Below are 17,028 nucleotides of genomic sequence, written 5' to 3' on the forward strand. Positions count from 1 at the left end.
CGGGGGTGGGCGCGCACGGGGCGCTCGTCGGTCTTCCGGTCACCGGCTGTCTGCTCCACCGGTCACGGGCTGCCCTGTCGCGGGCCATGCGGCGGCAAAGGGCGGCAAAAGGAGGCCAAGAACGCATCAATATCGCCTCTGAGCTGGTGCGTCGGCCCCTGCCCGGGTGTCCACTTGAAGGGACGGGCCGCCTGCCCGAATCCCTCGGGCGGGCCGGCCGTCCCCGGAGTGCCTGACCGGCGGACAAGAGGAGCGGGTATGAGCGAGATCGCAGCGACCACCGTCCACGAGGCGTACGCCTTCGCCTGCATGAGGTGCGGGTACGGCTGGGAGCAGTCCTACGAGATAGAGCACCACATGGACATCCACGGTCACGAGTTCGTCGTCTACACGGCGGACGGTGAGCGGGTGCCGTCCCCGCTCTCGACGCCCACCTGCACCAACTGCGGCGGGCACGTGGTCCGGATCATGCGCGCCGGGCGGGTGGCCGGTGCCCAGCAGCTGCTGCACGCCCCGCGGAGCGCGAAGAAGGACGCCGGGAAGGTCCCGGCCGCCGCCGCCTCCGACCGCCACTGGCGGCTGTCGGACCTGCTCCACCCCTTCCACCGCAGGTGATGCGCCTCCACCGCAGGTGACGCACGTGTGAGCCGGGCCCGGCGCCACCGGTGACCGCCTCCCCGCGTGAGGGCCCCGGGGTCCTCGTACGCCGGTGGACCGGGCCCTCGTAGAGTCGTCCGCATGAGCCGTACCGAAGCCCCGCCGCTGCCCGAACCCCTCCGGGTCCCGGTCGCCGACTCCCACACCCACCTGGACATGCAGGACGCCACCGTCGAGGAGGCCCTCGCCCGGGCCGCCGCGGTGAACGTGACGACGGTGGTCCAGGTGGGCTGCGACGTGGCCGGCTCCCGCTGGGCCGCCGAGACCGCGGCCGCCCACCCGGCCGTCCACGCCTCGGTCGCCCTCCACCCCAACGAGGCCCCGCGCATCGTCCACGGCGATCCGGACGGCACCGCGCGGCAGGGGGCCCGGGAGCCCGGCGGCAAGGCCGCGCTGGAGGAGGCGCTGGCGGAGATCGACGCGCTGGCCGCCCTCGACCACGTACGCGGGGTCGGCGAGACGGGCCTCGACTTCTTCCGTACGGGCCCCGAGGGGATCGCCGCCCAGGAGGAGTCGTTCCGGGCCCACATCGAGATCGCCAAGCGGCACGGCAAGGCCCTGGTGATCCACGACCGGGACGCGCACGCGGACGTCCTGCGGGTCCTGCTCGACGCGGGCGCGCCCGAGCGGACCGTGTTCCACTGCTACTCCGGCGACGCCGAGATGGCCGAGGTCTGCGCACGGGCCGGGTACTTCATGTCCTTCGCGGGCAACGTGACCTTCAAGAACGCCCAGCCGCTGCGCGACGCGCTCGCCGTCGCCCCCACGGAGCTGGTCCTCGTCGAGACGGACGCGCCTTTCCTCACCCCCGCCCCGTACCGCGGACGGCCCAACGCCCCCTACCTCATTCCGGTCACGCTCCGCGCGATGGCCGAGGTGAAGGGCGTGGACGAGGACACGCTGGCCGCCGCGATCTACGACAACACGGCACGCGCGTTCGACTTCTGACCCCCGGTCACACCTTCCCGGCAACGCTCTGTAGCCGTGTCGCTTTGGAGAGTCACCGGAGCTCCGCTATCGTCCCCGCGCACGACGGGGTGGTGGCGGGCGGATCTTCGGGAGCGGCGTGAGTACTTCGCAGGGCAGTCACCGGGCGGCGCGCGGCGGACGGCGTACGGCACTGGCGCCGCCGCCCCCAGCCCCGGTGCCGATGGCCCCTCCCGGCGCGTTCCACCAGCAGCTGACCGTGGCCGACGGGGTCCTCGTCGAGAGCGGTGGAGCCCACGCCCCGACGGTGGTCGACATCCCGCTCCCGGTGCCCCGGCAGGGACCCACCCGCGCCGCCGCCCGGCGGGCCGCCAAGCGCCGCCGCCGTACGTTCGCCGGGAACCCCGACACCCTGCGGCGGTTCGTCCCCAAGGCTCTCGTCGTCGCCTTCCTGGCCGGCGGCACCACCGCGTTCGTCGCCGACGACAAGGCGGTACGGCTCGACGTCGACGGCACGCCCCGCACCCTGCACACCTTCGCCGACGACGTCACCGAGCTCCTGGCGGACGAGGGCGTCAGCGTCGGCCCCCACGACGTCGTCGCCCCGGCCCCCGGCGCCGGGCTCGACCACGGCGACGAGGTCGTCGTCCGCTACGGCCGCCCCCTCGACCTCACGCTCGACGGTCACCACCGCCGGGTGTGGACGACCGCCGACACCGTGGACGGGGCCCTCCGCGCGTTCGGGATCCGCGCCGAAGGGGCGTACCTCTCCGTCTCCCGCTCCGCCCGGATCGCCCGCACCGGCCTCACCCTGGACGTCCGCACGGAACGCACCGTGACCTTCATGGCCGACGGCCAGGAACGCACCCTGCGCACCAACAGCGCCACCGTCGGCGAGGCCCTCGCCGAGGCGGGCATCACCCTGCACGGCCACGACACCACCTCCGTCGACCCCGCGAGCTTCCCGCGCGACGGCCAGACGATCTCCGTCATGCGGATCACCGACACCCGCGAGGTGCGTGAGGAGAGCGTCCCGTACGCCGTCGAACGGAGTGAGGACCCCGAGCTGTTCCGGGGCACCGAGGTCGTGGAGCGGGCGGGCCGCAACGGCGTGCGCCGGGTCACGTACGCCGTGCGGACCGTCAACGGCGTCCGGCAGAAGCCCCGCAGGACCGCCGAGGAACTGGTCCACCGGCCGGTCAGCCGCATCGTGCGCACCGGCACCCGGCAGCGGCCCGCATCGGTGGCCGGGGCGGACGGGCTGAACTGGGGAGCGCTCGCCGCCTGCGAGTCCGGCGGGCGGGCGGGGGCGGTGGACCCGAGCGGGACGTACGGCGGGCTGTACCAGTTCGACACCCGGACCTGGCAGTCCCTCGGCGGCAGCGGGCGGCCCCAGGAGGCCCCGGCCGCCGAGCAGACGTACCGGGCGAAGAAGCTCTACGTACAGCGGGGGGCGAGTCCGTGGCCGCACTGCGGCCGTAGGCTTACCGGGTGAGCAGCACAGAGCCCGACGCCCTCCTGGGCCCCGCAGACATCCGCGACCTGGCCGCGAAGCTGGGCGTACGCCCGACCAAGCAGCGCGGTCAGAACTTCGTCATCGACGCCAACACCGTCCGCAGGATCGTGCGCACGGCCGAGGTCCGCCCGGACGACACCGTCGTCGAGGTCGGCCCCGGGCTCGGCTCGCTGACCCTGGCGCTGCTGGAGGCGGCGGACCGGGTGGTCGCGGTCGAGATCGACGACGTGCTCGCGGGTGCCCTGCCCGCCACGGTCCAGGCGCGGATGCCGGAGCGGGCCGACCGCTTCACCCTCGTCCACTCCGACGCGATGCTGGTCACCGAGCTGCCGGGCCCCGCGCCCACCGCGCTCGTCGCCAACCTCCCGTACAACGTGGCCGTGCCCGTCCTGCTCACCATGCTGGAGCGCTTCCCCAGCATCGAGCGGACCCTCGTCATGGTCCAGGCCGAGGTCGCCGACCGGCTGGCCGCCCGGCCGGGCAACAAGGTCTACGGCGTGCCGTCGGTGAAGGCCAACTGGTACGCGGAGGTCAAGCGCGCCGGGTCCATCGGCCGTACGGTCTTCTGGCCCGCCCCGAACGTCGACTCCGGGCTCGTCTCGCTCGTCCGGCGCACCGAGCCCATCGCCACCACCGCGACCCGCACCGAGGTCTTCGCGGTCGTGGACGCGGCCTTCGCCCAGCGCCGCAAGACGCTGCGCGCGGCCCTGGCCGGCTGGGCCGGCTCCGCGCCCGCCGCCGAGGCCGCGCTGGTCGCCGCCGGGGTCTCGCCGCAGGCGCGCGGGGAGGCGCTGACGGTGGAGGAGTTCGCGGCGATCGCGGAGAACAAGCCGGAGGTGTCGTCCCTGTGAGCGCTGTCCGTACGGGCGTCACCGTCCGCGTCCCGGCCAAGGTCAACGTCCAGCTCGCCGTGGGCGCCGCCCGCCCCGACGGCTTCCACGACCTGGCCAACGTCTTCCTCGCGGTCGGCCTGTACGACGAGGTCACCGCGGCCCCCGCCGACGAGCTGCGCATCACCTGCTCAGGACCGGACGCCGCCCAGGTCCCCCTGGACGCCACCAACCTCGCCGCCCGCGCCGCCGTGGCCCTGGCCGAGCGGTACGGCATCACGCCCGCCGTCCACCTCCACATCGCCAAGGACATCCCGGTCGCGGGCGGCATGGCGGGCGGCAGCGCCGACGGGGCCGCCGCCCTGGTCGCCTGCGACGCCCTGTGGGGGACCGGCGCGAGCCGTGACGAACTCCTGGCCATCTGCGCCGAGTTGGGCAGCGATGTGCCGTTCAGCCTGGTCGGCGGGGCCGCGCTCGGCACCGGACGCGGCGAGAAGCTGACCCCGATCGAGGTCGGCGGGGCCTTCCACTGGGTCTTCGCGGTGGCGGACGGGGGGCTGTCCACGCCCGCGGTGTACGGGGAGTTCGACCGGCTCACGGCAGGGGTGGAGGTCCCCGAACCGGCCGCGTCACCCGCGCTGCTGGCCGCCCTGCGCTCCGGCGACTCCGGCGCACTCGCGGCCGCCCTGAGCAACGACCTCCAGCCCGCCGCGCTCTCCCTGCGCCCCTCCCTCGCGGACACCCTGGCCGCGGGCACGGAGGCGGGGGCCCTGGCCGCCCTGGTCTCCGGATCCGGACCGACGACGGCGTTCCTGGTGGAGGACGGGCCGACGGCCCTCAAGGTCGCCGACGCGCTGCTGGCGTCGGGGACCTGCCGCAACGCACGGGTGGCACCGGCTCCGGCGCGGGGCGCGCACGTGGTGACGGCCTGAGCCTGCCGAGCCGCTGAGTCGGTTCGCGGAGGATGTCCGCGTGACCGCCACCGGTCAGGCGGTGCGGCGGACGACGAGGACGTGGTCGGTGACTTCGGCGGTGGTGCCGTCCGGGCCGGTCGCGGTCCGTCGCGGTGACGCGGCCCGCTCGACCGTCCAGACGGCCGGGTCCAGCGCGATCCCGTCGGCGACCTCCTGCGGCCCCGGGTAGTGGGCGTCCGGGTCCTGGTTCCACGACCAGGGCGCGGTCGAGCCGTGGTCGACGACCAGCAGCCGCCCGCCCGGGCGCAGAGCGTGTGCCGCCCGGCGCAGGACGGCCGCCCGGTCCAGTTCGTGCGGGGTGTGCAGATAGTGGGCGGTGACCAGGTCGAACCCGCCGTCGGGGCCCTTCGGGAAGGACGCGTCCAGGTCGTGCTGCTCGGCGGTCACCCGGTCGCCCAGGCCGAGCGAGCGGGCCAGGGTGGTGAGCCGCTCGACCGCCACGGCCGAGAGGTCGACGGCGGTGACGCGCCACCCCCGGCGCGCGAGCCACAGCGTGTCGCCGCCCTCGCCGCAGCCCAGCTCCAGCGCGTCGCCGGGCGGCAGGTCGGAGACCGTCTCGGTGAGCCGGACGTTCGGGCGGGGGTCGGTGGCGGCGGTCCGGGCCGCGTAGATGCCGTCCCAGGACGTGCGGGCGTCGATCGCGTCGGGGGTGTTCATCGGGGCTCCTCCGGTCGGGATGTGTGCTGCCGTGGCACGCGTCCAGTCTTGCCAGGGCCGCCGCGATCCGCACGGGATCTTGCCGTTCTGGCAAGATGACCGCATGGGCGGAGACGTGGACGGCGGCAGGGAAGTGGACGGCGTGCTCGACGCGGTGGGCCCCCGGCTGCGTGCGCTGCGCCGCGAGCGTGGCATCACCCTCGCCGGCCTCGCGGCGACGACCGGGGTGTCGGAGAGCACCCTGTCCCGGCTGGAGAGCGGCCGGCGCCGGGCGACCCTGGAGCTGCTGCTGCCGCTGGCCCGTACGTACGACGTTCCGCTGGACGATCTCGTCGGCGCCCCGCGCACGGGCGACCCCCGGATCCATCTGAAGCCGATCCGGCGGTTCGGCATGGTCTTCGTCCCGCTGTCCCGGCGGCCGGGCGGAACGCACGCGTTCAAGATGATCATCCCGGCCCGCCCGGAACCGCTCGAACCGACCCCGCAGACCCACGAGGGCTACGAGTGGGTGTACGTGCTCAGCGGCCGCCTCCGGCTGGTCATCGGGGAGCGGGACCTGACGCTGCCGCCCGGTGAGGCCGCCGAGTTCGACACGTCCTTGCCGCACTGGCTGGGCAGCGCCGACGGCGGCGCGGTCGAACTCCTCATCCTGTTCGGCCCGCACGGGATGCGGGCGCACGTACGCGCCGACCTGTGACGGCCGTGACGGCCGCGGGTCACCGACCGGCGCGCGTACCCGTCACTGCCAGCGGTACGGAGTGATGCTGGGGTCGTAGGAGCAGGTGACCATCGTCCGGTTGGTGGCCTTCAGGGTGCGTCCGCGGTCGGCCTTCGCGCAGAACTGGCCGTCGACGACGGGGTGGCCGTTGGACGTGCAGGCGTATCCCTGCTTGCCGTCGGAGCAGGTGATCATCGACCCGCCGGCGGGCTTCGGCGCGGTCTTCTTGGGGGCCGGGGCGGGAGCCTGGGGCTCGGCCGTCCGCGGCGCGGCCGTCGGCTTCGGCTTCGGCTTGGGGGCGGGCGGCGTGTAGGCCGGGTCGTTCTTCTGGTGCAGATAGCCGTTGAAGCTGGTCGTGCAGTCGCTGAAGTCCTCCGCGAGCTTCACGGTGACCGTGGTGGCGGCCGTGAGCCGTGTGCCGTGCCCGGGGCTGGCGTCGCAGATGTACCAGGCGTCGTGGTCCCGGGGGAGGACGACGTCCTTGTGCTGGGCGGCGGCTGTCAGGCGTGCGGGGGATATGTCCTGGCGGGTGAACTCCGCCCGCGCCTCCTCGTAGGTCTTGCTGTGCAGGACGGGCATGGCCGGATCGGGCGTGGGGGACGGGGTGGGGGCGACCGTGGGGGTGGCCGAAGCGGTGGCCGAGGCCGAGGCGGTGGACGCGGCCGCAGGCGCGCTGTCGTCGGTCTGTGTGCCACCCCCGCATCCGGCCAGGGCGAGCACGCCGAGGAGGGCGAACGGGGCGAGGTGGCGAGGGATCCGCACGGTGCTGGTACTCCGGTTCTCGGAAACGGCGGGCGCCGCGGCAGATCGCCGTGGGCCGGCCGATGGGGCCTGCCCCGCGAGCCGCGACGACAGGCCGCGCGGAGGTGCGGACACCCCTGCCGGCATGCGCCGTCTCCCCCGAAGAGCAGCTTTTGTGCTTGTTTTACTCGGCACGCACCGGCCTGTCCAGGTCTACTCCGCAGTACGGCAAATCGGCCCCGCCCGCGCCCCGGGCCGGCCGCCGACTCCGGTACTCAGGCGGCGAATTGAGTACCCGTACCCTGACGCCCCGGCCATGCCCGACGCGAACGTATGGACATGGGATCACCAGTTCGCGTACTCGCCGAAGCCACCCCCGCCACCCGGGACCGCTACGTCGACCTGCTGCGCGTCGCCTCGCTCGCCGCGGTCGTCCTCGGCCACTGGCTGATGGCGGCCGTCACCCCGGACGGGGTCGGCAACCTGCTCGCCGTCGTCCCGGCGCTCCAGCCGCTGACCTGGCTGCTCCAGGTCATGCCGGTGTTCTTCTTCGTCGGCGGGTTCGCGCACGCGCTGTCCTACCGCTCCCTGCTCCGCAAACGCCCCGAGGGCTCCACGGACTCCGTCTACGCCGCCTTCCTGCGGGCCCGGCTGCAGCGGCTGCTCCGCCCCACGATGGTCTTCGTGCTGGTCTGGGGCGCGGCGGCGCTCCTCATCCAGCTGCTCGGCGGGGGCGGCGGGCTGACCGGTGTCACCCTGCGGCTGGTGACCCAGCCGCTCTGGTTCATCGGGATCTACCTGGCGATGGTGGCCTTCACCCCGCCGCTGCTGAGGCTGCACGAGCGGTACGGCTGGGGCGCCTTCGCCGGTCTTGCGGGTGCGGCGGCCGCCGTGGACGTGCTGCGGTTCGCGGCCGGAGTCCCGTACGTCGAGTTCCTGAACTTCGCCTTCGTCTGGCTCGCGGTCCACCAGCTCGGCTTCCTCCGCGCCGACGGCCGCCTCGGCGTCGGGCCCGCCCTTCCGGCCCTCCGTCGCCCCGCCCTGCTCGCCGGGGGCGGGCTGGTCGGCGCCGTGGCCCTGGTGGCGTTCGGCCCCTACCCGCTGTCCATGGTCGGGATGCCCGGCGAGAAGGTCAGCAACATGGCCCCGCCCACCCTGGCCCTGCTCTGCCACGGCCTCTGGCTGGTCGGCGCGGTCGAGCTGCTCCGCGCCCCCGCCGCCCGCCTGCTGGCCCGCCCCCGCGCCTGGCGCACGGTGGTCGCCGCCAACGGGGTGGCGATGACCGCGTTCCTCTGGCACCTCACGGCGATGCTCGGGGTGTACGGGGCGATGCTCGCCCTGGACGTCCCGCTCCCCGAACCCGCCACCGCCGCCTGGTGGGCCCAGACCCCGTTGCGGCTGGCGGTCGCCGCCGCGCTCACCGCCGTACTCGTCGCTGCCTTCCGCACCTTCGAACGCCCGACGGCTCCCGCCACCCCTCCCGCAACCGCAACCGCAACCGCCCCCGGTACGGGCTCCGCCCCGCTGGCCGCCCTCGGCGCGACCCTCTGCCTGCTCGGCGTGCTCGGCCTCTCCATGGTCGGCTTCGCGGGCCTGCTGGAGGGCCGCACGGCCCTGCTGATCGCCATCCCGGTCACCGCCCCGGCGGCCGTCGCGACGACCCTGTGCGGCTGGCTCCTGGTGGAGCGGGCGGGGAGGGCACGGGGCGCGCGGTGACCGGCGTACGCGTCGGGCTCTACCCGGCCGCCGGCCGCCTGCCGTCGGCATCTCGTGCGGCGTCGCCGTCACTCTCCAGCCGGTTGATCGAAGCCAACAGTCGGCGCGCGTTCCGAGGACTGCGCAGAAGGTGAACGGTCTCCTTCAGAGACGCGTACTCGGCCAGGGGCACGATCACCACGGACTCGTGTCCCGGACGGGTCACGACGACCCCTTCCCCGTCCTCACCCACCGTGTCCAACGTCCCGGCGCAATCCGCCAGGAATTCCTCGCAGCTCACTGTGCGCATGGCCACCTCCCAGTTCACCGGCATCCTCCCGCACGATGCGCCGCGGCCCCGGCGGCAAGGGCGCGCCACCGACCCCCCTCCGCCGCGCCGTACCCTGGGAAGGTCGATCAACCCCCTAGGCAGGAGTGAAATGGCCGTCAATCTGGTCAATGTCGAGCAGGTCAGCAAGGTGTACGGCACCCGTGCCCTGCTCGACGGTGTATCCCTCGGGGTCTCCGAGGGCGACCGGATCGGTGTCGTCGGCCGCAACGGCGACGGCAAGACGACCCTCATCCGGATGCTCGCCAAGCTGGAGGACGCGGACACCGGCCGCGTCACCCACAACGGCGGGCTGCGGCTCGGCGTCCTCACCCAGCACGACTCCCTGGACCCGGCGAAGACCATCCGCCAGGAGGTCATCGGCGACCTCGCCGACCACGAGTGGGCGGGCAGCGCCAAGATCCGTGACGTGCTCACCGGGCTCTTCGGCGGTCTCGCCCTCCCCGGCTTCGAGCACGGGCTCGACACCGTCATCGCCCCGCTCTCCGGCGGTGAGCGCCGCCGTATCGCGCTGGCGAAGCTCCTCATCGACGAGCAGGACCTGATCGTCCTGGACGAGCCCACCAACCACCTCGACGTCGAGGGCATCTCCTGGCTCGCCGGTCATCTGCGGACCCGGCGCTCGGCCCTCGTCTGCGTCACCCACGACCGGTGGTTCCTGGACCAGGTCTGCACCCGCATGTGGGACGTCCAGCGCGGCACGGTCCACGAGTACGAGGGCGGCTACAGCGACTACGTCTTCGCCCGCGCCGAGCGCGAGCGGATCGCCGCCACCGAGGAGTCCAAGCGGCAGAACCTCATGCGCAAGGAGCTGGCCTGGCTGCGCCGCGGCGCCCCCGCCCGTACCTCCAAGCCGCGCTACCGCATCGAGGCCGCCAACGAGCTCATCGCCGATGTGCCGCCCCCGCGCGACACCAGCGAGCTGATGAAGTTCGCCAACGCCCGCCTCGGCAAGACCGTCTTCGACCTGGAGGACGTGACCGTCCAGGCCGGGCCGAAGACCCTGCTCACCCACCTCACCTGGCAGCTCGGCCCCGGCGACCGGATCGGCCTGGTCGGTGTCAACGGCGCGGGCAAGACCTCGCTGCTGCGCGCCCTCGCCGAGGCCGCCCGCACGCAGGGCGACGTACAGCCCGCCGCCGGGAAGGTCGTCGTCGGCAAGACCGTCAAGCTCGCCTACCTCTCCCAGGAGGTCACCGAGCTCAACCCGAACCTCCGGGTCCTGGAGGCGGTCCAGCAGGTCCGCGACCGGGTCGACCTCGGCAGGGGCCGCGAGATGACGGCGGGCCAGCTCTGCGAGCAGTTCGGCTTCACCAAGGAGAAGCAGTGGACGCCCGTCGGCGACCTCTCCGGCGGTGAGCGCCGCCGCCTCCAGATCCTGCGGCTGCTGATGGACGAGCCCAACGTCCTCTTCCTCGACGAGCCCACCAACGACCTGGACATCGAGACCCTCACCCAGCTGGAGGACCTCCTCGACAGCTGGCCCGGGTCGATGATCGTGATCTCCCACGACCGGTTCTTCATCGAGCGGACCACGGACAAGGTCATGGCCCTCCTCGGCGACCGCGCCCTGCGGATGCTGCCGCGCGGCATCGACGAGTACCTGGAGCGCAGGCAGCGGATGGAGGAGGAGGCCACCCCCTCCGCCGCCCCCGCGCCCCGTTCGTCCGGAGCCCCGGCCGCCGCACCCGCCGTCTCCGCCCAGGAGGCCCGCGCCGCGAAGAAGGAGCTCCAGAAGGTGGAGCGGCAGCTCGACAAGCTCTCGACCCGGGAGACCACGCTGCACAAGCAGATCGCGGAGAACGCCACCGACTTCGAGAAGGTCGCGGGGCTCGACGCCGAGCTCCGCGAACTCGTCACCGAGCGCGACGAGCTGGAGATGCGCTGGCTGGAACTGGCCGAGGACGCCTGAGAGCCGGCTTGAGGACGTAGGACCGTACGAGGGGGAGACGTACCGATGTCGCAGTTGCCCGGCCCGCCCGGTCAGCCACCACAGGGAGAGGGCCGGGCGGACCCGGGTGTCTTCGGCGCCCCGTTCGAGCCGCAGCCCGGCGTGTACGGGCAGCCGCCCGCCGCCTTCCACGGGCAGCCGGACTCCGCGTACGGCTACGGCCACCCCGGGCCCGGTGGTCCGGCGGCCCCGGGTGGTGGCCGGAAGAAGCGGGGCCGTACCTCCGTCGTCGTCGCCGCCGTGCTCGCCGCGGTCCTCGTCGTCGGCGCCGGGGTCTGGTACGCCACCGGGGACGGCGGCGACGATGCCAGGAGGCCCGTCGCGGAGGGGAGCGGAAGCGCTGCCTCCGGGCAGCCCGACACCCCGCCCGGGCGGACCTACACCCCCGCCCCGAAGCCCGCCGACCTCAACGCCGCACGCAAGGACGGCGAGAGCAAGGTCCTCTGGGTCCAGGAGAACACCGTGGACCTGCCCGGCCGAGGGGGCTCCCAGTTCGGGCCCTGGTTCGCCGGGGACATCGTGGCCAAGGCCCTGCACCGCACGGTGTCGGGCTACTCGGCCGCCGACGGGACGCAGAAGTGGAGCGTCGACCTCCGGGCGCGGGTCTGCGCGGCACCCACCCTGCCCAGCACGGACGGGAAGATCGTCGTCGCACTGGAGAGCGGCTCGGCGGACTCGGCGCAGTGCGACCGGCTCCTGATGATCGACCTGCGGACCGGCGCGGAGGGATGGAACGCCACGTTCAAGCGGGTGGGCGTCTGGGACGGGCTCTCCGACATCACCATGGCCATCAACGGTGACGTGGTGACCGTCGGCCGGACCAGCCGCGCCGACGCCTACCGGATCAGCGACGGCAAGCACCTGTGGGACGGAGTGCCGGGCAACTGCCAGCCGTACGGCTTCGCCAGCGGCGCCGTACCCCTCGCCGCCACCAGCTGCCAGACCGCGGCCGACGACCACGCGATCCAGCACGTACGGCGCATCGACCCGGCCACCGGCAAGGAGGTGTGGTCCTACCCGGTCAAGAAGGGCTTCAAGGTCGACCAGTTCTACTCGACCGACCCGCCGGTCATCTCGCTGCGCCAGGGCCAGGAGAAGTGGGCGATCGTGATCCTCAACGCCGACGGCACCTACCGCTCCCAGCTGGTCGCCAACGACGGTGAGAACTACGCGCCCCGCTGCGGCAAGGATCTGCGCGCCCAGAACCCGAACCTCGACAACTGCCTGGGCGTCGTGGCCGACACGAGCACGGTCTACCTGGCGACCCAGCCCGTCAGCGCGGGCAAGACCCTGCCCACCAACGCCGTCGTCGCCTTCGACGCCGCCACCGGCAGGTCCCGGTGGCGGACCGACGCCCCCGCCGAGCAGAACCTGATGCCGCTGCGGGTCGAGGGCGGCAGGGTGCTGATGTATCTGGACGCGATGCGGGGTTACGGCCGGAGCAAGGGCGGCGGCATCTACGCACTCCCGCCCACCGGCGGCGCCCTGCAGCCCGTCCTGCGCCACCCGGAATCGGCGACCGGGTTGGAGGCCTCCTTCTCCACCGCCCACATCGCCTACTCCGGCGGACGCGCGGTGCTCACGCAGCCGTACATCAGCGGGGGCGACGACAAGCAGGAGAAGGCCATCGTGGCGATGCTCGCCTTCGGTGACTGACCATCACCTTCCGGCGGTCGTAACGAGGGCATCACAACGCGGTTCTCCCTTGGGAACAGGGGGTGGACCGAGCAGGGGAGAGGTGGTGCGCGGGTGGTACAAAGAAGCCCCGCCCGACTGTCGTAACACCGCGGAAGCCATGCCCGATTCGCTCCTTTCCGAGGGGAATTGAACCCTCCCGGAATCGCGGGGGAGACCGGATCGGGCACCGGACCGCACGAAGGGGGACGTGCTGATGAGCCAGCCGCCCAGCCAGCAACCGCCGCAGGGGGGCTTCGGGGCTCCGCAGGAGCCGCCGCCGGGAACTCCTCAGCCGCCCCAGGACCAGCCGCAGGCCCCGGCCCAGCCGCCGCAGGCCCCGGCCCAGCCGCCGCAGGCGCCTGCCGGTCAGCCCGCGCAGCCGCCGCAGCCGCCCGCCGGTGCGCCGCAGACGCCGCCCCCGGGCGGCCCGGCGTACGGCTACCCGCAGACGCCCCCGGCCCAGCCCGGCTACGGCTACCCCCAGGCGCCGGGACAGGCCCCGGGCCAGGCGCCCGGCCAGGCCCCCGACCCGTACGGCCAGGCCCCCGGCCCCTACGGCCAGCAGCCCTCGGGCCCGTACGGACAGCAGCCCGGCCCCTACGGTCAGCAGGCCCCCGGCGGCTACGGCCAGCCGGCTCCCGGGCCCTACGGCCAGCCCACGCAGCCCGGTTACGGCTATCCGCAGCAGCAGTACCCCGGCGCCCCCGCCCCGAACGGGAACGGCGGAACCGGCGGCCCCTTCAAGGGCAGGACCGGCATCCTCGCCGCGGCGGCCGTCGCCGTCGTCCTGCTCGTCGGCGCGGGCGCCTGGTACGTGGTCAGCGACAGCGGCGACGACCCGAAGAAGCCGGTCGCCGGCCCCAGCAACGACCCCAAGGCGCCCGAGGAGCCCAGCGAGTCCCCGTCCGTCGATGAGGGCGACGGCACCGGCGGCGGCCGCGAGGGGAACGACGACCTCAACGCCGGACGCAAGGCGGGCGAGGCCAAGGTCGCCTGGCTCCAGAAGAACGACGTCGACCTTCCGCGCAACGGCGCCGAGATCCGCGGCCCCTGGTTCGTCGGCGACACGATCGTCCGGGCCATGTACCGGGGAATCTCCGGCTACTCGGTCGCCGACGGCAAGAAGAAGTGGACCGTCGCGCTCCCCGCCGACATCTGCGCCACCCCCAACACGGTCTCCCCCGACGGCAAGATCGTCATCGGCATCGAGAACGGCACCACGGACCGCTCCACCTGCTCCGTGATGCAGATGGTCGACCTCAACACCGGCAAGGCCGGCTGGAAGTCCGAGGTCAAGAAGAGCGGCGCCTTCGACCTGATCTCCGACATCGGCCTCGCGATCAGCGGGGACACGGTCACCGCCGGCCGGACCAGCTACTCCAACGCGTACCGGGTCAGCGACGGCAAGGAACTGTTCGGCACCCCCACGGGCAACTGCAAGACCTTCGCCTTCGCCGGCGGCCCGAAGCTGATCGCCGCCGCCAACTGCCGCAACGGCGACGCCGACAACCCGCAGCACCAGCTGCAGGAGCTGGACCCGGTCACCGGCAAGGCCAAGTGGACCTACCAGCCGCCGCGCGGCTGGGAGATCAAGAAGACCTACTCGGTGAGCCCGCTCGTGGTCTCGCTGGAGAACAAGAAGAAGAAGCAGTGGTCGGTCGCCGCGTTCACCGACAACGGCAAGCTCCGTTCCCAGCTGAGCCCCGCCAAGGGTGACCTGGTCGTCGCCGACTGCGGCGGCACGTTCGCCATCTTCGGCCAGAAGCTCGAAGGCTGCACCGGTGTCGCCGCCGACGCCAACACCTTCTACATGGCCACCAAGCCCGACACCACCGGCTCCACCGGGACGAACAAGGTCGTCGCCTTCGACCTGAACACCGGCAAGCCCAAGTGGACCGCGCCCGCCCCGGCCGAGCGCACCGTGCGCCCGATCGGGATGGACGCCGGCAAGGTGGTGCTCTACCTGGAGCCGCGGTACGACAAGGCCGGCGCCATCCTCACGCTCCCGCCGACCGGCGGCGCCACCAGCGTCCTGCTCCAGCACCCGGAGGGGACCAACCGGATCGAGAACGGCTTCTTCGGGGACCTGACCCTGTACCAGGGCGGCCGCTCCTACGTCCTCACCACGCGCGTCAGCGGCCGCGACGAGGGCGAGATGGAGCAGGCGACGGCGCTGGTGTTCAGCAAGTGACCGCCCACGACGGCATCCGAAGCCGGCCGGCCCCTCCCGGCCGGACGCGACTCCACCCCCACACGTCTCCCGAGGTACGTACGCGATGACCCAGCCGCCGAACCAGCCCCCCAACGAGCCGCCGAACCAGCCTCCGGCCGGTCCGCCCGCCGGTCCGCCTTCCGGGGGATTCGGTGCCCCGCAGGACCCGCCGCCCGGCGGTTTCGGTGAGCCGACCCCGCCGCCCGCGGACCCCTTCGCCAAGCAGCCCCCGCCCGCCGGTCCGGCCACGGGCGGATACGGCTCCCCGCCCACCCCGCCCGCCGGTGGTTACGGCTCCCCGCCGCCCCCGCCGCCGGGCAGCTACCCGACCCCGCCGGCCCCGCAGCCCAACGGGTACGGCTACCCGCAGGCCCCCCAGCCCGGCTACGGCTACCCGCAGGGAGCCCCCGGTCAGCCCGGCCAGCCCGGCCAGCCCGGTCAGCCCGGCTACCCGGGTCAGCCCGGCATGCCGCAGCAGGGCTACGGCTACCCCACCCAGCCGATGTACGGCGCTCCGCAGCCCGGTCCGGCCGGCAGCGGCGGCGGCGGCAAGAAGTTCAGCACCCAGATGCAGATCATCGTCGCCGCGGCCGTCGCCGTGGTGCTGATCATCGGCGCGGCCGTCGTCTACACCTCCACCCGGGGCGACGACGACAAGGGCGACCAGGCCTCCACCTCCGGTTCCACCGGCGGCAGCGAGGGCAAGGACGGCGAGGGCAAGGGCAGCGAGGGCGACGGCCTGGCCGGCGGCAGCGAGAAGGCGCCCGGCAGCACCAAGTCCAAGGTCGCCTTCCAGCTCCCGCAGCCGGAGGTCGCATCGGTCACCTCGGTCAAGGGCTCCTGGCTCACCGACAAGGCTTACGTGAAGTCCGGCGTCAACGAGGTCGTCGCCCACGACCGGGACAAGGGCACCAAGCTCTGGTCCGTGCCGGTCCCCGGCGAGGTCTGCGGCGCCTCCCGCCACATGACCAAGGACTACAAGTCGGCGATCCTCTTCAAGGAGGGCAAGCCGACCAAGGAGAAGAAGTACCCCGCGTGCAACCAGGTCGGCGTCGTCGACCTGGCAGTCGGGAAGCTGCTCTGGAGCAAGTCCGTCACCGCCGCCACCGGCGGCGACCGGCCGGTCCAGTTCAACGAGGTCACGCTCAGCGGGACCACCGTCGCCGCGGGCGGCACCTCGGGCGGCGCGGCCTTCAACCTGACGAGCGGCGCCGAGCTCTGGAAGCCGAAGGTCGGCGCCGACCGCTGCTACGACATGGGGTACGGCGGTGGCGAGGCCCTCGCCGTGGTGCGCAAGTGCGGTTCGTACGACAGCCCGCAGCTCACGATCCAGGCGCTGAACCCGGCGACCGGAGCACCGCTCTCCTCGTACCAGATGCCCGCGGGTGTCGAGTACGCGTCCATCGTCTCCACCAAGCCGCTGGTGGTCGCGGCCAACGTCGGCGACACCGCCGGTGACGGCAGCGCCATCTCCGACTTCTTCTCGATCGACGCGGCGACCGGCAAGCTGACCGTGCGGATCTCCGCCGACGCGGAGAAGTACGCGGCGCGCTGCGGCTCCACCGATGTCGAGAACTGCCGGGCGGCGGTCGTCGGCAACAACCGGCTCTACCTGCCGACCGAGGACCACGACGGTACGAGCGAGTACGGCGACACCAACGAGGTCGTCGCCTTCGACCTCACCACCGGCAAGCTGCTGGGCGGCCGGGCGGACGCGGGCGACCGCTACAGCCTGGTCCCGCTCCGGATGGACGGCACCAACGTCATCGCGTACAAGAAGCCCCCGTACGACAAGGGCGGCCAGATCGTCTCCATCGACGGCGAGACCTTCAAGCAGACGCTGCTGATGGAGAACCCGGGCGACGAGGCGGTACGGGACGCGGAGACCCTGTTCTCCATCGACCACTCCGAACTCCTCTACGGCGAGGGCCGCTTCTACCTCTCGAAGCAGCTGATCAGCGAGCGCCGCGACAGCCAGGCGGACGAGAAGCTCTACCTCGTGGTGGGCTTTCGCACCGACTGATCAGAGCTGATCGTTTTCTGTCGCTCAAGCCCCCCTGAATGACGCCGAATTCGGCATTCAGGGGGGCTTCTCCCTGGAAGGGGCACACGGCGTCGAACAAG

General features: G+C 73.1%; 14 protein-coding genes. 11 read left to right on the top strand and 3 right to left on the bottom strand.

The window, feature by feature from the left end; all coding sequences use genetic code 11:
- Positions 1–258: 258 nt before the first annotated feature.
- From IE264_RS27870 to IE264_RS27890, 5 genes are all read left to right on the top strand, one after another.
- Positions 259–615 carry a hypothetical protein gene (locus IE264_RS27870; RefSeq protein WP_015609086.1) on the top strand — a complete coding sequence of 119 codons (357 nt, stop codon included), beginning with the start codon at positions 259–261 and terminating at the stop codon, positions 613–615.
- 123 nt (positions 616–738) lie between these two features.
- On the top strand, positions 739–1,605 hold the full coding sequence (locus IE264_RS27875) for a TatD family hydrolase (protein ID WP_032757206.1): 867 nt from the start codon (positions 739–741) through the stop codon (positions 1,603–1,605).
- A 202-nt stretch (positions 1,606–1,807) separates the two neighbouring features.
- Positions 1,808–3,079, top strand: a complete 1,272-nt coding sequence (locus IE264_RS27880) for a resuscitation-promoting factor (RefSeq protein WP_015609084.1) — start codon at positions 1,808–1,810, stop codon at positions 3,077–3,079.
- On the top strand, positions 3,076–3,951 hold the full coding sequence (gene rsmA, locus IE264_RS27885) for a 16S rRNA (adenine(1518)-N(6)/adenine(1519)-N(6))-dimethyltransferase RsmA (RefSeq protein ID WP_032757208.1): 876 nt from the start codon (positions 3,076–3,078) through the stop codon (positions 3,949–3,951). Before IE264_RS27880 ends, rsmA begins: the two co-directional genes overlap by 4 nt.
- Positions 3,948–4,862 (top strand): 4-(cytidine 5'-diphospho)-2-C-methyl-D-erythritol kinase, encoded by a 915-nt coding sequence (locus tag IE264_RS27890; RefSeq protein WP_032757209.1) that lies wholly within the window; start codon positions 3,948–3,950, stop codon positions 4,860–4,862. The genes rsmA and IE264_RS27890 overlap by 4 nt, the downstream gene beginning before the upstream one ends.
- A gap of 54 nt (positions 4,863–4,916) precedes the next feature.
- Here IE264_RS27890 and IE264_RS27895 read toward each other — a convergent pair whose 3' ends face one another.
- Positions 4,917–5,561 carry a class I SAM-dependent methyltransferase gene (locus tag IE264_RS27895; protein WP_032757211.1) on the bottom strand — a complete coding sequence of 215 codons (645 nt, stop codon included), beginning with the start codon at positions 5,559–5,561 and terminating at the stop codon, positions 4,917–4,919.
- A gap of 103 nt (positions 5,562–5,664) precedes the next feature.
- Here IE264_RS27895 and IE264_RS27900 point away from each other — a divergent pair, with 103 nt between their 5' ends.
- Positions 5,665–6,258: a helix-turn-helix domain-containing protein gene (locus tag IE264_RS27900; protein WP_015609080.1), complete on the top strand. Its 594-nt coding sequence runs from the start codon at positions 5,665–5,667 to the stop codon at positions 6,256–6,258.
- Positions 6,259–6,300: 42 nt separating this feature from the next.
- Here the strand turns inward: IE264_RS27900 and IE264_RS27905 are convergent, their stop codons facing one another.
- On the bottom strand, positions 6,301–7,041 hold the full coding sequence (locus IE264_RS27905; protein WP_032757213.1) for a hypothetical protein: 741 nt from the start codon (positions 7,039–7,041) through the stop codon (positions 6,301–6,303).
- Between the two features lie 318 nt (positions 7,042–7,359).
- On the opposite strand from IE264_RS27905, the gene IE264_RS27910 reads away from it, so the two are divergent.
- Positions 7,360–8,736, top strand: coding sequence for an acyltransferase family protein (locus tag IE264_RS27910; protein ID WP_032757332.1), 1,377 nt, complete (start codon positions 7,360–7,362; stop codon positions 8,734–8,736).
- A 19-nt stretch (positions 8,737–8,755) separates the two neighbouring features.
- Here IE264_RS27910 and IE264_RS27915 read toward each other — a convergent pair whose 3' ends face one another.
- Positions 8,756–9,043, bottom strand: coding sequence for a type II toxin-antitoxin system Phd/YefM family antitoxin (locus IE264_RS27915; RefSeq protein ID WP_308428529.1), 288 nt, complete (start codon positions 9,041–9,043; stop codon positions 8,756–8,758).
- A 112-nt stretch (positions 9,044–9,155) separates the two neighbouring features.
- Here IE264_RS27915 and IE264_RS27920 point away from each other — a divergent pair, with 112 nt between their 5' ends.
- The 4 genes from IE264_RS27920 to IE264_RS27935 all read left to right on the top strand — a co-directional run bounded on the left by IE264_RS27920 (position 9,156) and on the right by IE264_RS27935 (position 16,927).
- Positions 9,156–10,976, top strand: a complete 1,821-nt coding sequence (locus IE264_RS27920; RefSeq protein ID WP_032757214.1) for an ABC-F family ATP-binding cassette domain-containing protein — start codon at positions 9,156–9,158, stop codon at positions 10,974–10,976.
- 45 nt (positions 10,977–11,021) lie between these two features.
- Positions 11,022–12,671 carry an outer membrane protein assembly factor BamB family protein gene (locus IE264_RS27925; protein ID WP_032757216.1) on the top strand — a complete coding sequence of 550 codons (1,650 nt, stop codon included), beginning with the start codon at positions 11,022–11,024 and terminating at the stop codon, positions 12,669–12,671.
- Positions 12,672–12,906: 235 nt separating this feature from the next.
- Positions 12,907–14,883 (top strand): outer membrane protein assembly factor BamB family protein, encoded by a 1,977-nt coding sequence (locus IE264_RS27930; RefSeq protein WP_032757336.1) that lies wholly within the window; start codon positions 12,907–12,909, stop codon positions 14,881–14,883.
- An 85-nt stretch (positions 14,884–14,968) separates the two neighbouring features.
- The gene (locus tag IE264_RS27935; RefSeq protein ID WP_032757218.1) at positions 14,969–16,927 is read left to right on the top strand and encodes an outer membrane protein assembly factor BamB family protein; all 1,959 of its coding nucleotides are present in this window, start codon (positions 14,969–14,971) and stop codon (positions 16,925–16,927) included.
- Positions 16,928–17,028 lie beyond the last annotated feature (101 nt).

Source organism: Streptomyces microflavus, assembly GCF_014650075.1.
In the GTDB taxonomy this organism is placed as follows: Bacteria; Actinomycetota; Actinomycetes; order Streptomycetales; family Streptomycetaceae; genus Streptomyces; species Streptomyces microflavus.

Bases quoted from the DNA above. Each gene is read 5' to 3' on its own strand.
- IE264_RS27930 (WP_032757336.1), top strand. From the start codon at position 12,907: ATGAGCCAGCCGCCCAGCCAGCAACCGCCGCAGGGGGGCTTCGGGGCT.
- IE264_RS27895 (WP_032757211.1), bottom strand. From the start codon at position 5,561: ATGAACACCCCCGACGCGATCGACGCCCGCACGTCCTGGGACGGCATC.
- IE264_RS27880 (WP_015609084.1), top strand. From the start codon at position 1,808: ATGGCCCCTCCCGGCGCGTTCCACCAGCAGCTGACCGTGGCCGACGGG.
- IE264_RS27875 (WP_032757206.1), top strand. From the start codon at position 739: ATGAGCCGTACCGAAGCCCCGCCGCTGCCCGAACCCCTCCGGGTCCCG.
- IE264_RS27920 (WP_032757214.1), top strand. From the start codon at position 9,156: ATGGCCGTCAATCTGGTCAATGTCGAGCAGGTCAGCAAGGTGTACGGC.
- IE264_RS27910 (WP_032757332.1), top strand. From the start codon at position 7,360: ATGGGATCACCAGTTCGCGTACTCGCCGAAGCCACCCCCGCCACCCGG.
- IE264_RS27870 (WP_015609086.1), top strand. From the start codon at position 259: ATGAGCGAGATCGCAGCGACCACCGTCCACGAGGCGTACGCCTTCGCC.
- IE264_RS27935 (WP_032757218.1), top strand. From the start codon at position 14,969: ATGACCCAGCCGCCGAACCAGCCCCCCAACGAGCCGCCGAACCAGCCT.
- IE264_RS27900 (WP_015609080.1), top strand. From the start codon at position 5,665: ATGGGCGGAGACGTGGACGGCGGCAGGGAAGTGGACGGCGTGCTCGAC.
- IE264_RS27925 (WP_032757216.1), top strand. From the start codon at position 11,022: ATGTCGCAGTTGCCCGGCCCGCCCGGTCAGCCACCACAGGGAGAGGGC.